This is a genomic window from Erythrobacter colymbi, from assembly GCF_002155685.1.
GTDB lineage: Bacteria > Pseudomonadota > Alphaproteobacteria > Sphingomonadales > Sphingomonadaceae > Erythrobacter > Erythrobacter colymbi.
This window is the reverse complement of sequence record NZ_MUYK01000008.1, coordinates 46,832-60,671: the sequence shown is the minus strand read 5'-3', so window position 1 is coordinate 60,671 and position 13,840 is coordinate 46,832. Positions and strand designations below refer to the sequence as shown.

At 67.8% G+C, this 13,840-nt stretch carries 14 protein-coding genes; 9 read left to right on the top strand and 5 right to left on the bottom strand.

What is annotated here, in order from left to right:
- Position 1: 1 nt before the first annotated feature.
- From BZF57_RS14685 to BZF57_RS14645, 9 genes are all read left to right on the top strand, one after another.
- Entirely contained in the window at positions 2–1,069 is a 1,068-nt protein-coding gene (locus BZF57_RS14685) for a Leu/Phe/Val dehydrogenase (protein ID WP_086739315.1), read from the top strand.
- 106 nt (positions 1,070–1,175) lie between these two features.
- Entirely contained in the window at positions 1,176–1,943 is a 768-nt protein-coding gene (gene ccmC / locus BZF57_RS14680; protein ID WP_086739313.1) for a heme ABC transporter permease CcmC, read from the top strand.
- Positions 1,943–2,083 carry a heme exporter protein CcmD gene (gene ccmD, locus BZF57_RS14675; RefSeq protein ID WP_086739311.1) on the top strand — a complete coding sequence of 47 codons (141 nt, stop codon included), beginning with the start codon at positions 1,943–1,945 and terminating at the stop codon, positions 2,081–2,083. The genes ccmC and ccmD overlap by 1 nt, the downstream gene beginning before the upstream one ends.
- A gap of 14 nt (positions 2,084–2,097) precedes the next feature.
- Entirely contained in the window at positions 2,098–2,559 is a 462-nt protein-coding gene (ccmE, locus tag BZF57_RS14670; RefSeq protein ID WP_086739309.1) for a cytochrome c maturation protein CcmE, read from the top strand.
- Positions 2,560–2,586: 27 nt separating this feature from the next.
- Positions 2,587–4,572 carry a heme lyase CcmF/NrfE family subunit gene (locus BZF57_RS14665; RefSeq protein ID WP_086739307.1) on the top strand — a complete coding sequence of 662 codons (1,986 nt, stop codon included), beginning with the start codon at positions 2,587–2,589 and terminating at the stop codon, positions 4,570–4,572.
- 6 nt (positions 4,573–4,578) lie between these two features.
- The gene (locus BZF57_RS14660; RefSeq protein ID WP_086739305.1) at positions 4,579–5,106 is read left to right on the top strand and encodes a DsbE family thiol:disulfide interchange protein; all 528 of its coding nucleotides are present in this window, start codon (positions 4,579–4,581) and stop codon (positions 5,104–5,106) included.
- The gene (locus tag BZF57_RS14655) at positions 5,103–5,540 is read left to right on the top strand and encodes a cytochrome c-type biogenesis protein (protein WP_086739303.1); all 438 of its coding nucleotides are present in this window, start codon (positions 5,103–5,105) and stop codon (positions 5,538–5,540) included. Before BZF57_RS14660 ends, BZF57_RS14655 begins: the two co-directional genes overlap by 4 nt.
- Positions 5,537–6,184, top strand: coding sequence for a tetratricopeptide repeat protein (locus tag BZF57_RS14650; RefSeq protein WP_086739301.1), 648 nt, complete (start codon positions 5,537–5,539; stop codon positions 6,182–6,184). Before BZF57_RS14655 ends, BZF57_RS14650 begins: the two co-directional genes overlap by 4 nt.
- 136 nt (positions 6,185–6,320) lie before the next feature.
- On the top strand, positions 6,321–8,261 hold the full coding sequence (locus BZF57_RS14645; RefSeq protein WP_086739299.1) for a potassium transporter Kup: 1,941 nt from the start codon (positions 6,321–6,323) through the stop codon (positions 8,259–8,261).
- Positions 8,262–8,265: 4 nt separating this feature from the next.
- On the opposite strand, the gene BZF57_RS14640 is transcribed toward BZF57_RS14645, so the two are convergent.
- The 5 genes from BZF57_RS14640 to BZF57_RS14620 form a co-directional block, all read right to left on the bottom strand.
- On the bottom strand, positions 8,266–8,916 hold the full coding sequence (locus BZF57_RS14640; RefSeq protein ID WP_086739297.1) for an inner membrane-spanning protein YciB: 651 nt from the start codon (positions 8,914–8,916) through the stop codon (positions 8,266–8,268).
- A 122-nt stretch (positions 8,917–9,038) separates the two neighbouring features.
- Positions 9,039–9,965 carry a signal recognition particle-docking protein FtsY gene (ftsY, locus tag BZF57_RS14635; RefSeq protein WP_086739295.1) on the bottom strand — a complete coding sequence of 309 codons (927 nt, stop codon included), beginning with the start codon at positions 9,963–9,965 and terminating at the stop codon, positions 9,039–9,041.
- On the bottom strand, positions 9,962–11,152 hold the full coding sequence (locus BZF57_RS14630; RefSeq protein ID WP_276206635.1) for a MiaB/RimO family radical SAM methylthiotransferase: 1,191 nt from the start codon (positions 11,150–11,152) through the stop codon (positions 9,962–9,964). Before BZF57_RS14630 ends, ftsY begins: the two co-directional genes overlap by 4 nt.
- A complete protein-coding gene (gene dapF, locus BZF57_RS14625; protein ID WP_240506006.1) occupies positions 11,149–11,937 on the bottom strand; it encodes a diaminopimelate epimerase in 789 nt (262 codons plus the stop codon). The genes BZF57_RS14630 and dapF overlap by 4 nt, the downstream gene beginning before the upstream one ends.
- Before the next feature lie 87 nt (positions 11,938–12,024).
- Complete coding sequence (locus BZF57_RS14620) at positions 12,025–13,686, bottom strand: putative bifunctional diguanylate cyclase/phosphodiesterase (protein ID WP_086739289.1); 1,662 nt, start codon at positions 13,684–13,686, stop codon at positions 12,025–12,027.
- Between the last annotated feature and the right edge of the window lie 154 nt (positions 13,687–13,840).

Genomic DNA, 13,840 nt, shown 5'->3' with positions numbered 1-13,840 from the left:
CATGACCGCATTCTGGGCCGAGCCCGATTTCGACGCACACGAACTTGTGCAACTGGTCCACGACCGGGCGAGCGGGCTTACGGCGATTATTGCGGTCCATTCGACGCACCTCGGCCCCTCGGCGGGCGGCACCCGGTTCTGGCACTACAACGATCCCGCAGGGGCCATGCGCGATGCGCTGCGCCTCTCGCGCGGCATGAGCTACAAGAACGCGATGGCGGGCCTGCCGATGGGCGGCGGCAAGGCGGTGATCCTCGCCGACGAGCAGCGGATCAAGACCCCCGAAATGCTCGCCGCTTTCGGCGATGCGGTCGAAGGGCTGGGCGGCCGCTATGTCACGGCCGAGGACGTGGGCATTTTGGAAGCCGACATGGTCGCGGTCTCGAAGCGCACTGCGCACGTCTCGGGCCTTCCGGTCGAGGGTGAAGGCGCCGCTGGCGGCGATCCCGGGCCGTTCACCGCTTACGGTATCTATCTCGGCATCAAGGCCGCCGTGCGCCACAAGCTCGGCAAGGACAGCCTTCAGGGCGTTCACGTGGCGGTGCAGGGCACCGGCTCGGTCGGCGGCGGCGTTGCCCGCCTGCTGGCACGTGACGGCGCGAAGTTGACGCTGGCCGACATCAACGCCGAACGCGCCGCCACGCTCGCGGGCGAGCTGGGCGGGGTGGCGGTGGCCTCGGATGCGATCATGGGCACGGCCTGCGACGTCTTCAGCCCCAACGCGCTGGGCGCGATCCTCGACGACACCGGCATCGCGGCGCTCGACTGCGCGATCGTGGCGGGCGGGGCGAACAACCAGCTCGCGCGGCCCGAGCACGGCGCCAAGCTCGCCGCGCGCGGCATCCTCTATGCGCCCGACTATGTCATCAATGCGGGCGGCATCATCTCGGTCGCGACCGAATATCTTGCCCGCCGCGAAGGCCGGGCAGGGGACATCGAAGAGGTCAACGCCCTGGTCGCGCAGATCCCCGGACGGCTCGAGTCGATCTGGCAGGAAAGCGCATCGAGCGGCCTCACCGCCGATGTCGTCGCCGACCGGATGGCGCAAAAGCTGATCGGGCGCGGGTGATCGCGACGAATGGCAGGCGGCAGGCGGGAACAATTCCGCCGCCCCTCCATTTGCGCTCTTGTCGGGAACGGGTGTAAGGCTACAAGCCGCCCCGACAGCTGAACCCATGCACATCTACGCGAACCCCACCCGATTCCTGCGCCTCGCCAAGCGGCTGACGCCGCTCCTGTTCTGGAGCGGTCTGGTGCTGTCGCTGGGCGCGATTGGCTGGGGCCTGTTCGTGGTCCCGCAGGACCGCCTGATGGGCGATACGGTGCGCATCCTGTTCATCCACGTGCCGGCCGCATGGCTGGGCATGGGAGGCTGGGCCGGGATCGCGATTTCCTCGGCCATGCTGCTGATCTGGAAGCACCCTCTCGCCGCGATTGCCGCCCGCGCGATTGCCGTGCCGGGGATGGTATTTTGTGCGGTGTGTCTCGCCACCGGCTCGATCTGGGGCCGCCCGACATGGGGCACCTGGTGGGAGTGGGACGGGCGGCTGACCTCCATGCTGGTGCTGCTGTTTCTCTACGCGGGCTACATCGCGCTGACCGAAGCGGCCGAGCAGGAAGGCTCGTCGAGCAAGATCGCCGCGATCTTCGGGATGGTGGGCGCGATCAACGTGCCGATCATCAACCGTTCGGTGGTGTGGTGGAACTCGCTCCACCAGCCTTCGAGCATCACCCTCGGCAAGAGCGCGATCCAGGGCACCTTCCTTGCGCCGCTGCTGGTGGCGGTGGTGGGCTTTTCGCTGCTGTTCGGCGCTCTGGTGCTGATGCGGATGCGCGCGCTGATCGCCGAGGCGCAGGTCGAGGCGCGCCTGCGCCGCCGCGCACTGGATGACGATGCGCCCGCCGCCGCTCCCGCTCCCGCAGCCGTGATGGAGCAGGCCTGATGCGCGAGGCGCTGAACCAGTGGGATTTCGTGTGGCTCGCCTACGGGGTATCGGCGGTCGCACTGGCGCTGCTGATTGTCTGGACATGGCGCAGCATGGTCCGCGCCGAGACCAAGCGTGACGCTGCAAAGCGCCGCTGAACGAGAGTGACGGGATGAAAGCCAAGCACCAACGTCTGGTCCTCGTGATCATCGCTCTCCTGGCGATTGTCGGCGCAGGGCTGCTTGCGGCGTGGAGCCTGCGCAATCAGGCGAACTATTTCTACCTGCCCGAACAGATGGCCAAGGCGCCCCCCGAAGTCGGGCAGGCGGTGCGGCTTGGCGGGATGGTGCAGAAGGGCTCGCTCGTCACCGAGGCCGACGGCGTGACGGTGAACTTCAAGGTGACCGGCAACAGCGCCGATGCGATCCCCGTGCGCTACAGCGGCATCCTGCCCGACCTCTTCGTCGAAGGCTCGGGCGTGGTGGCCGAGGGCAGCCTTGGCCCCGACGGCGTGTTCAAGGCGACCAACCTCCTCGCCAAGCATGACGAGAACTACGTGCCCAAGGAGCTCGAGGGCATGGGCACCGATGCGGCGGCCAAGATGGCGGCCGACACCACCGTGGGTCTGAAGTAAGCGCGTGACACAGGCGAGGGCCAAGCGATGATACCCGAGATTGGTCTGGCCGCCTTGTGGCTCGCCGCGGCGCTGGCGGTGCTCCAGATGGTATCGGGCGCGGCGAGCCTGCGCGCAGCCCCGGGCGAGGTCAATCCGCTCGCGATCTATGCCCGCCCTGCGGCGATCGTGCAGGCCTTCCTTGCGGTGCTGGCCTTCGCCACGCTGCTCTATTCCTTCGCGGTGACCGACCTGTCGCTGAAGCTGGTGGCATCGAACTCCCATTCGATGAAGCCGCTGATCTACAAGCTGACCGGCACCTGGGGGAACCACGAGGGCTCGATGCTGCTGTGGGTCGGCGTGCTGGCAGCCTCGGGCGGGCTGCTGTCGGCTTTCGAGAAGCGCCTGCCCGATCGCACCATGGGCGCGACGCTGGCGGTGCAGGGCTTCGTGGCGCTGGGCTTCTATGCCTTCCTGCTGCTCGCCTCCAACCCGTTCGAGCGCCTGCCGGTCGCCGCGGCCGAGGGCAGCGGCCTCAACCCGCTGCTGCAGGACATCGGCCTCGCGATCCACCCGCCGACGCTCTATGCGGGCTATGTCGGCCTGTCGGTCGCCTTCTCCCTTGCGATGGGTGCGCTGCTGACCCGCGAGGTCAATCCCGCCTTCGCCCGCGTCATGCGCCCATGGGTGCTGGGCGCTTGGGTGCTGCTGACGCTGGGGATCACGGCGGGCTCCTACTGGGCCTATTACGAACTCGGCTGGGGCGGCTGGTGGTTCTGGGACCCGGTCGAGAACGCTTCGCTGATGCCGTGGCTGGCTGCGACCGCGCTGATGCATTCGGTGAGCGTGCTGGCCGCGCGCGATGCCCTGCGGACGTGGACGATCATGCTCGGCGTGCTCGCCTTCTCGATGTCGATGCTGGGCACCTTCCTCGTGCGCTCGGGCGTGCTGACGAGCGTCCACGCCTTCGCGGTCGATCCCGAGCGCGGGGCCTTCATCCTTGGCCTGCTCGGCATCTATATCGGCGGGGCCTTCACCATTTTCGCCCTGCGCGCGGGCGCCGTGGCCGAGGGCAAGCGCTTTGCCGCCCTCAGCCGCGAGGGCGCGCTGGTGTTCAACAACGTGATGCTCTCCGCGATCCTCGCGATCGTGCTCTTGGGCACGCTCTACCCGCTGCTGACCGAGGCTTTCGACGTGCGCGTCTCTGTCGGCCCGCCGTACTTCAACCCGGCCTCGGCGATCTTCGCAATTCCTATGCTGCTGGTGATGGCGGTCGGCCCGCTGCTGCGCTGGAAGAGCGACAAGCCCGCGCGGCTCCAGTTCGAGCTGGCGCTGATCGCGGCGCTGGTGATCGGGGTGATCGCGCTGGTGAGCTTCTTCGGCCAGTATCCGCTGCTGCCGCTGCTCGGGCTCGGCCTTGCCGCCGCGCTCGCGGTGGCCGCGGTGCTGCCGCTGAAGGGCCGCAAGCTCACCCGCGTGCCGGTGGCCACATGGGGCATGGTCATCGCCCATTTCGGCATCGCGGTCTCGCTGTTCGGCATGGCCTGCGAGGGTGCCTTCTCCGAAGAGCGCCTCGCTGCGGTCGCGGTCGGCGGCACCGAGCAGATCGACGATTTCAAGGTCACCCTCGACAGCGTGATGCCGATTGCCGGGCCGAACTGGACCGCCATGCAGGCGCAGCTTTCGGTCAGCGACAATGGCGCTGCGCCGGTGATCCTCGATCCGCAGGCGCGCACCTTCTGGTCGCCGCCGCAGTCCACCTCGGAAAGCGCGCTGCTGACCAAGTGGGACGGCCAGCTCTACGCCGTGATCGGCAACCAGGCCGAAGACGGGCGCTGGCAGATACGCCTGTGGTGGAAGCCCTTCGTGACCTTCATCTGGTATGGCGGCATCTTGGTGGCGCTGGGCGGGGTGCTGGCGATTGCCGGGCGCGTGCGGGTCGACGTCAAGCGCCGCGTTGCTTCGGCCAAGGGCGCGCGCCGCCGCGCCGATGTCGAAGCGCTCGGCGCCCCCGCGCCGGTGCCGGCGGAGTAGCCCGCGATGCGCTCGCGCCTGTTCCTGTGGGTTCCGCTTCTCCCGTTCGCCTTCTTCGCGGGGCTGGCGGCCTTCATGCTGACCCAGCCCAAGGACGAATTCGTCGAAAGCACGATGATCGGCCAGCCGCTCCCGGCCTTCGCGCTTGATCCGGCTTTCGACGGTCTGCCCGGCGCCTCGAAGGCGGACTTCACCGGCAAGCCCAAGCTGCTCAACGTCTGGGCGAGCTGGTGCCTGCCCTGCATCGCCGAGGCCCCGCAGCTCGAGGCGCTGAACCGGCAGGGGGTCGAGATCATCGGCATCGCGATCCGCGACCGGCCCGAGGATGTCGCCAATTTCCTCAGCAAGTACGGCAACCCCTACACCCGCATCGGCAGCGACAAGATTTCCGAGGTGCAGCTTGCGATCGGCTCCTCCGGTGTGCCCGAGACCTTCGTGATCGATGCCAGGGGCGTCATCCGCTACCAGAAGATCGGCGATATCCGGCCCGAGGATGTGCCCGTGCTGCTTGCGGAACTGGAGAAGGCGAAATGATCCGCTGGTGGCTCGCTTTAGTGCTGGCACTCGCCGCCCTGCCGCTCGCCGCGCAGGACACCATGCCGCCTGCGCCCTATGCCTATAACCAGCTGTCCGATCCGAAGCTCGAGGCCGAGGCCTCGGCGCTGATGCACACGCTGCGCTGCCTCAAGTGCCAGTCGCAGAGCATCGCGGATTCCGACGCCCCGATGGCGGGCGACATGCGCCATCAGGTGAGGAGCCGCATTCTCGCGGGCGAAAGCCCCGAGCAGATCCGCAGCTGGCTGATCGCGCGTTATGGCGACTATGTCAGTTACGAGCCCGAGGTGAGTTCGACCACCTGGCCGCTGTTCGCCATTCCGGTGCTGGTGATCCTGATCGTCGCCGGCGTGCTGCTGCGGCGGCTCGGCAGGCGGCGCAGCGATGATGACAATGCGGGAGAGGCGGCATGATCGGGGATTGGCTCGCGGTGGGCGCGCTGGCGCTCGCGGCCTTTGCCTTTGCCGTGCTGGTTCTCAAGCTCCCCCGCGAAGGGCTGACGCTGTTCGGCGCGGTGCTGGTGTTCGGCATTGCCGGCTATGCCTGGCAAGGTTCGCCCGGCCTCGCCTCCGCGCCCAAGGCGCGCGCGCTTGCGGAGGGGACGCAGGGCGAGGACATGGTCGAGGGCCGCGCCGCGCTGTTCGATCACGGCACGCCGCCGCCCGGCTATCTCATCACCTCCGATGCCTTCGCCCGGCAGGGCCGCTTCGGGGATGCCGCCGCGCTGCTCCAGAAGGGGCTGAAGGACAATCCGCGCGATCAGGAAAGCTGGCTGGCGCTCGCGCTGGCGCTGGTCGGCCATGCCGACGGCTTCGTCACGCCCGCCGCGGTGCAGGCCTTCGCCCGCGCCGAAGCGATCGATCCGCGCCACCCGGGTGCTGCCTATTTCCTCGGCAATGCCTATGCCCAGAGCGGCGAGATCGTCGCAGCGCGCAATGTCTGGAAGGGCCTGCTCGACCGCTCGCCCCCCGATGCGCCGTGGCGCGAGGGGCTGGCGGCGAAAGTCGCGCAGCTCGACGACATGATCGCGCGCGCCCCGATGCTGCAAGGACAATAGGTTCCCCCCGTAAGACTGCCCCTTGTCACCTGTCGGGGAAGTGTTGCAGGTGCGAACGTGCGGTGCTAGGCGCGCCGCCTTGCCGGCTGCGAGTCTCGCGCCGGATGGGCAGTACCGGGGGGATACGGGAAATCCGATGATGAATACCGCAGCCGATACCGCCGACGCCTCTTCCGGTCATGGCCATGGCCACACCGGCTCTCCGATAGCGCTCGCGGTGGGCGCAATCGGCGTGGTGTTCGGCGACATCGGCACCAGCCCGCTCTACGCCTTCCGCGAAACCTTCGCCTCGCACCACGGCGCGCCCGGCATCTCTCCGGACGTTGACCATATCCACGGGGTACTGAGCCTCGTCTTCTGGTCGATGATGATGGTGGTGACGGTCAAATACGTCCTCACCATCATGCGCGCCGACAATGGCGGCGAGGGCGGGAGCCTGGCGCTGCTCGCCCTGATCAAGCGCACCTCGGCGACCAAGGCGTGGACCGGCCCGCTGATCCTGCTCGGTGTCTTCGCCACGGCGCTGTTCTACGGCGACTCCATGATCACGCCCGCGATCTCGGTGCTTTCCGCGACCGAGGGTCTGCAATACATCGTCCCGGGCTTCAAACCCTGGATTGTGCCCACCGCGGTGGCGATCCTGTTCGGCCTGTTCGCGATTCAGTCGCGCGGCACGGACCGCGTGGGCAAGCTGTTCGGCCCCATCATGCTGACCTATTTCAGCATGCTCGCGGTGCTCGGTGTGATGCATCTGAGCGCCGATCCCTCGATCATCATGCACACGATCAATCCGCTGAACGCGCTCAAGTTCTTCGAGAGCGACGGCTTCGTCGCCTTCGTCGCGCTTGGCAGCGTGGTGCTGGCGGTAACGGGGGCGGAAGCGCTCTATGCCGACATGGGGCACTTCGGCCGCAAGCCGATCGGCATTTCGTGGCTGACCTTCGTCTACCCCGCGCTGATGCTCAACTACATGGGGCAGGGCGCGCTGATCCTGTCGCAGTCCTCGCCAGCCGAGGCTGCCGCGCTGATCAAGGACCCGTTCTTCCTGATGATCCCCGACATCGTGCGCGTGCCGGTGATCATCCTCGCGCTGCTCGCCACGATCATCGCCAGCCAGGCGGTGATCTCGGGCGCGTTCAGCCTGACCCAGCAGGCGATCCAGCTTGGCTTCATCCCGCGCATGGAAATCCGCCACACCAGCGCCGCCGCGGCGGGGCAGATCTACATCCCCACGATCAACTGGGGCCTGATGATCATGGTGATCCTGCTGGTGCTGTTCTTCCAGTCCTCGAGCGCGCTTGCGGCGGCCTATGGCATCGCGGTGACGGGGGCGATGTTCATCGACACCCTGCTGCTTGCCGCCGTGCTGTTCAGCCTGTGGCGCTGGCCGGTGTGGAAGGCGCTGCCGCTGGTGGTGGCCTTCCTTATCGTCGACGTCGCCTATTTCGGCGCGAACCTCATCAAGGTGCCGAGCGGGGGCTGGGTGCCGCTGCTGATCGGTTTTGCGATCTTCACGCTGCTCACCACCTGGTCGAAGGGCCGCGAGCTGATGCGCGCGAGCATGGCCGAAGGCTCGCTCCCGATCGAGATCTTCGCCAAGAGCGCGCACAATTCCTCGACCCGCGTGCCGGGCACCTCGGTGTTCATGGCCTCGAGCAATTCGGGCGTGCCGAGCGCGCTGCTGCACAACATCAAGCACAACAAGGTGCTGCACGAACGCGTGCTGATCCTGACCGTGCAGGTGCGCGGCATGCCCTATGTCGACGAGGCCGAGCGCTATGAATGCAAGAGCCTCGGCAACGGGTTCTACCGCGTGACGATCTATTGCGGCTTCCTCGAGGAAACCGACGTGCCCAAGCTGCTGAGCACGCTCGACCTGTGCGACGGGGCGTTCGACATGATGCAGACGAGCTTCTTCCTGTCGCGCCAGACGCTGCTCCCCTCGAGCAAGCCCGGCATGGCAATCTGGCGCGAGAAGCTGTTCGCGTGGATGCTGAGGAACGCCGCTAGCGCGATGGCCTTCTTCCGCCTGCCGACCAACCGCGTGGTCGAACTGGGGAGCCAGGTGGAGATCTAGGGGCTTAGCCCGTCGGCGGCTCGTCCTTCAGCGCTTCGTCTTTCGCGTCCTCGAGGCTCAGGCCGTGCTTCATCAGCATTGGCACCTGACTGAGCGTGAAGAGGAAGGTCAGCGGAAGGAACACCCAGATTTTCGCCCAAAGCCAGCCCTCGAAGTCCATCTGCGCGCGCAGGACTTCGTTGAGAACGGCGAGGACGAGGAAGAACACGCCCCAGTTGCGCGACAGCTTGAGCCAGCCTTCCTCGGAGAGCCCCTCGAAGGCGGCTTCCAGCAGGATGCGCAGCAGCGCCTTGCCCATCACGAACCCGCCGAGCAGCGCCACGCCGAAGGTCGCGTAGATGATCGTCGGCTTCAGCTGCACGAAGGTCGGGTCGCCGAAGAAGATGGTGAGGCTGCCGAAGCCCACGATCAGCGCGGTCGAGAACCACAGCATCGGCGAGACCTTGCCCAGCCGCCACTTCGAGATCGCAAGGGCTGCGACCGCGGCGACCATGAAGGCGGCGGTGCCCGCGACGATCGCGGCGAGCTCGCTCACCGCATTGGGCTCGGCGGGCGAGTTCCAGCGATAGACGCCGAGGAACACCAGCAGCGGGCCGTAATCGACCGCGACGCCCAGCCAGCTGGATGCGGCCTTCTTGGTTTCGTTCTCGCTCATGTCTCTTTCTTCGTCATTGCGAGCGGCGCAGCCGCGCGGCAATCCATGGCCCTTAGTTTGCCGCTTGTGAATGGTCGATGGATTGCTTCGTCGCCTGCGGCTCCTCGCAATGACGAGGACTTTTACGCCACCCCTGCGATCACGCGGGCGACGAGGTCGGGGTCGAAGGGCCTGAGGTCCTCCATCTTCTCGCCGACGCCGATGGCGTGGATGGGGAGGCCATATTGCTCCGCCGCCGCGACCAGCACGCCGCCGCGCGCGGTGCCGTCAAGCTTGGTCATGATGAGCCCGGTGACGCCCGCGACTTCCTTGAACACATCGATCTGCGACAGCGCATTCTGGCCATTGGTGGCATCGAGCACGAGCACCACATCATGCGGCGCCTCGGGATTGAGCCGGCCGAGGACGCGGCGGATCTTGGCCAGCTCCTCCATCAGTTCCTTCTTGTTCTGGAGGCGGCCGGCGGTGTCGACGATCAGCGCATCGATCCCGGTGTCGGTGGCTTGGCGGACCGCATCGAACACGATCGCCGCCGGATCGCCGCCCTCGGGCCCGCGCACCAGATCGACGCCGATGCGCCCCGCCCAGGTCGCCAGTTGGCCGATGGCGGCCGCGCGAAACGTGTCGCCCGCGGCCAGCAGCACGCCATAATCGTCCTCCTGGAACAGGTGGGCGAGCTTGGCGATGGTGGTGGTCTTGCCCGAGCCGTTGACCCCGATCACGAGGATCACCTGCGGGCGCGGGAAGGCGGTGATTTCGAGCGGCTTGGCCACGGGACGCAGGATCGCGGCGATTTCCTCGGCTACGGCTTCCTTCAATTCGCGCGTGGTGATTTCGAGCCCGAAGCGCTTCTCGGCGAGGCGCGCGCGGATGCGGGCGGCGGCGGACGGGCCGAGGTCGGAGAGGATCAGCGCGTCCTCGACCTCGTCGAGCGTCTTGTCGTCAAGCTTCGCGCTCCCGCCGCTGCTGCCGGGCAGGTTGGCGCTCAGCCGCTCGGAGGTCTTGGCGAAGCCTCCGAACAGGCGCTGGGTCCAGCTGGTTTCACTCATGCGAGCAGGCCCTCCCTGAGGCCCGATGGGGTCACGTCGATGATGATGCCAGCCGCCGTGCCGGTGGGCAGGGCGACGGGTGCGTAGTTGGGGGCATAGCCCGTGCCGCCCCTTTCGGCGAGGACGGGGAGCGTTTCGCCCACAAGCCCGGCGAGCCACGCGGCGCGGCGGTCGGCAGCACGCGCACGCAGGTCGGCGGCGCGGGCCTTCACCACCTCGCGCGGCACCTGCGGCATCCGCGCGGCGGGGGTGCCGGGGCGGGGCGAGTAGGGGAAGATGTGGGCGTGGACGATGTCGAGTTCGTCGATGATCGCAAGGTTCGCCTGATGGTGGCTCTCGTCCTCGGTCGGGAAGCCCGCGATGAGGTCCGCGCCGATGGCGATGTCGGGTCGCTGCGCCTTCAGGCGCGCGACCAGTTCCACGGCATCGCCGCGCAAGTGCCGCCGCTTCATGCGCTTGAGGATCAGGTCGGCCCCGTGCTGGAGCGAGAGGTGGAGGTGCGGCATCACCCGTTCCTCGCCCGCCAGCAGCTCGAACAGCAACGGATCGATCTCCACCCCGTCCACCGAAGACAGGCGCAGGCGGGGGAGGGCAGGGAAAGCGGCAAGGATCGCGGCGACCAGCGTGCCGAGCCGCGGGGCATCGGGCAGGTCATGGCCCCACGAGGTGAGGTCGACACCGGTCAGCACGACTTCCTTCGTGCCGGCTGCGAGGTGCGCTTCCACCTCGGCCAGCACCTGCGGCACGGTGAGCGAGCGGCTCGCCCCGCGACCCTGCGGGATGACGCAGAAGGTGCAGGCATGGTCGCAGCCGTTCTGCACCGTGACGAACGCGCGGGTGCGCGCAGGGGCAAGGGGCGGCGCTTCGCCGGGCACGTTCCATGCCCTCGGATCGAGCTTGGCAGCGTTGGCGACCAGCGCATCTACCTCGTCCATCGCGCCGATGGAGCTACGGTCGATTTCCGCCGCGCAGCCCGTCACGACGAGGCGTGCGGCCGGGTGATCGCGGCGCGCACGGCGGATCGCCTGCCGCGTCTGGCGCAGCGCCTCGGCGGTGACGGCGCAGGAATTGACGACGACGAGGTTCTCCTCTCCCGCCAGCATCGCGCGCATCCGCTCGCTCTCCGCGATGTTCATGCGGCAGCCGAGGCTGATGATGGTCGGCGCGGCGGGAGCGGCTGCGTTCAAGCGTAGTCGTCCCAGCGGAAGCTGCCGCGGTAGCTTTCGGTTGCGGGGCCGCTCATCAGGATCGTGCCGCCCGGCTGCCATGCGATCACGAGATCGCCGCCCGGGAGGGTGACGCGCACCGGGCTTTGCACCAGCCCCTTGCGGATCGCGGCGACGGCGGTGGCGCAGGCGCCGGTGCCGCAGGCGCGGGTAAGGCCTGCGCCGCGCTCCCAGACGCGCAAGCGGAGGTGATCGGGCCCGGCAAGGCTGGCGACATTGACGTTCACCCGCTCGGGGAAAACCGGATCATGCTCGATCACGGGGCCGAGCGCTTCGAGGTCCACCGCATCGGCGTCCTCGACGAAGAACACCGCATGCGGATTGCCGACATTGACCGCCATCGGCCCTTCCAGCGTCTCCCACCCGACCGGCATGGCGAAGGTGTCCATCGCATAGGCGAGCGGGATCGCATCCCAATCGAAGCGTGGGCTCCCCATGTCGACCCGCGCGCCGCCCTCGAGCGGCTCGAGGCTGAGTGTCCCGCCGGCGGTCTCGACCTGTGCGGGCGCGCCGTGGAGCAGGGCGATCGCGCGGCTGCCATTGCCGCAGGCGCCCGCCTCGCTGCCGTCGGAATTGAAGAAGCGGACGCGGAAATCCTGCGTTTCGCTCGGCTCCAGTAGGATCAGCTGGTCGAAGCCGATCCCTGTGCGCCGGTCACCCAGCGCGCGCGCCACGGCGGGGGTCATCGCGGGCAGCGCCGTCTCCCGCCCGTCGAGCACGACGAAGTCGTTGCCGAGGCCGTGCATCTTGATGAAGGGGATCGTCTGGCTCACGCGGGTGCATCTATGCACGCGAGGGCCGCGCGTCCAGTCCCGCGCCTGCGGGGGCGACGATCAGGGACGGGCGATGCGGTAGAGCGTCGGGCCGTCCTCACCGCCCGCGCGCTGCTGCGCGGCCGGATCCCCCGGCGCGCCGGTGAGCTTGCCCGCTGCCCTGAGGCGCGCACGCACCGCATCGGCATCTTCGGGCTGGCCGTAGAAATAGCCCTGCGCCTTGAGGCGGCCCATCGCCTTCAGCGCATTGAGGATTTCCTCGTCCTCGACGCCCTCGGCCGTCAGCGGCAGATCGAGCCCGCGCCCGAGCGAGATGATCGCCTCGACGATGCGCGAGCGGTTGCCCGGTTCCTTCAGCTCGCTGACGAAACTGCGGTCGATCTTGATGCGGTCGAAGGGCAGGTTGCGCAGCTGTTCGAGGCTCGAATAGCCCGTCCCGAAATCGTCGAGGCTGATCTGCACGCCCTGGTTGCGCAGGGACATGATCATCGAGCGCACGAGGCCGATGTTCTCGTGCAGGCAGCTTTCGGTAATCTCGATCTCGAGCCGGCGCGGCGGGAAGTTGGCCGCGACCAGCTTCTTCAGCAGGCGCTGGGCGAACCACGGATCGCGCAGCTGCACGGGCGAGATGTTGATCGAGAGCGTGAGCGCATCGTCCCATTCGCGCGCGTCGGCGAAGGCCTGTTCCATCAGGCGTTCAGACATATCGTTGATGAGGCCGATCTCCTCGGCGATCGGCACGAAGATGTCGGGGCTGATCAGCCCGAGCTGGGGCGAGCGCCAGCGGGCGAGCATCTCGAAGCCGACCAGCGCGCCGGTTTCGAGATCGACCTGCTGTTCGTAGAAGGGCACGAACTCCCCGCGCGCGAGGCCGCGGCGGATGCCGGTTTCGAGCTGGTTGCGGAAGCGCAGTTCGCTCTCCATGCTCGCTTCGAACCAGAAGTATCTGTTCCGCCCCTGTTTCTTGGCATGGTATAGCGCCATGTCCGCACGATGCATCAGCGTTGCGGCATCGACCACGAGGCCGATGGTCCCGTCCGCATCATGGTCCGCGGCCAGCCCGATCGACATGGTGAGATCGACCGTCAGCTCGGGCATGCGGAAGGGCTGGGCCATGCTTTCGAACAGGCGGATGACGAGATCGTCGACCCGGTCGGCGTGGCCTGCGGGATAGGGCATGACGAAGGCGAATTCGTCACCCCCGAGCCGCGCCAGCCGCGCCTCGCGCGGGAGCAGGGTGCGGATCCGGTCGCACATCATCACCAGCACGGCATCGCCCGCGGAATGGCCGTGCATGTCGTTGATCTGCTTGAAATTGTCGAGATCGACCATGCAATAGGCCACCGCCTCGCCGCGCACCGCAGCGCGGGCGCGCAGCTCCTCGGTCGCCTCGAGCATCGAGCGGCGGTTGAGGCACTGGGTGAGCGGATCGGTCGCGGCGAGCATCTGCGCGCGGGCTTCGGCCTGGCGGCGGACCTCGATCTCGCGGGTCAGCTCGCGGTAGCGGCGCCAGCCGAAGATGATCAGCGCGATGTTGAGGAGTAGGGCATTGACCAGCAGCACGTCGGGCCGGCCGCCTTCCCCCAACAGCGCGCGCACCGCCTGGGGCAGGACCGAGCCGCCGGTGCCGATCAGCATGATCACGGCAGCCGCGGCGATGCCGAGCGCGATGATGTCGCGTTCGGCGGCTTTCAGCGGGTTGTCTGGCGTGTGATCCGTCAAAACCTTTGCCTTGTCCCTTGGGGGAGGACGGCCTGTGGGCCCCGCCGCCTCTCCTTCGTTCTGGGCGATTCCTCGCAGAATGCGCTAAAGATCGGGTTAACCGCCGGGGCTTGGCGAAGCGGGGGCGGGCGGGCTATCGGGGCGCGTCCACCAC

Coding starts and splice junctions, on each gene's coding strand:
- BZF57_RS14685 (WP_086739315.1), top strand. CDS start 2: ATGACCGCATTCTGGGCCGAGCCCGATTTCGACGCACACGAACTTGTG.
- ccmC (WP_086739313.1), top strand. CDS start 1,176: ATGCACATCTACGCGAACCCCACCCGATTCCTGCGCCTCGCCAAGCGG.
- ccmD (WP_086739311.1), top strand. CDS start 1,943: ATGCGCGAGGCGCTGAACCAGTGGGATTTCGTGTGGCTCGCCTACGGG.
- ccmE (WP_086739309.1), top strand. CDS start 2,098: ATGAAAGCCAAGCACCAACGTCTGGTCCTCGTGATCATCGCTCTCCTG.
- BZF57_RS14665 (WP_086739307.1), top strand. CDS start 2,587: ATGATACCCGAGATTGGTCTGGCCGCCTTGTGGCTCGCCGCGGCGCTG.
- BZF57_RS14660 (WP_086739305.1), top strand. CDS start 4,579: ATGCGCTCGCGCCTGTTCCTGTGGGTTCCGCTTCTCCCGTTCGCCTTC.
- BZF57_RS14655 (WP_086739303.1), top strand. CDS start 5,103: ATGATCCGCTGGTGGCTCGCTTTAGTGCTGGCACTCGCCGCCCTGCCG.
- BZF57_RS14650 (WP_086739301.1), top strand. CDS start 5,537: ATGATCGGGGATTGGCTCGCGGTGGGCGCGCTGGCGCTCGCGGCCTTT.
- BZF57_RS14645 (WP_086739299.1), top strand. CDS start 6,321: ATGATGAATACCGCAGCCGATACCGCCGACGCCTCTTCCGGTCATGGC.
- BZF57_RS14640 (WP_086739297.1), bottom strand. CDS start 8,916: ATGAGCGAGAACGAAACCAAGAAGGCCGCATCCAGCTGGCTGGGCGTC.
- ftsY (WP_086739295.1), bottom strand. CDS start 9,965: ATGAGTGAAACCAGCTGGACCCAGCGCCTGTTCGGAGGCTTCGCCAAG.
- dapF (WP_240506006.1), bottom strand. CDS start 11,937: ATGCACGGCCTCGGCAACGACTTCGTCGTGCTCGACGGGCGGGAGACG.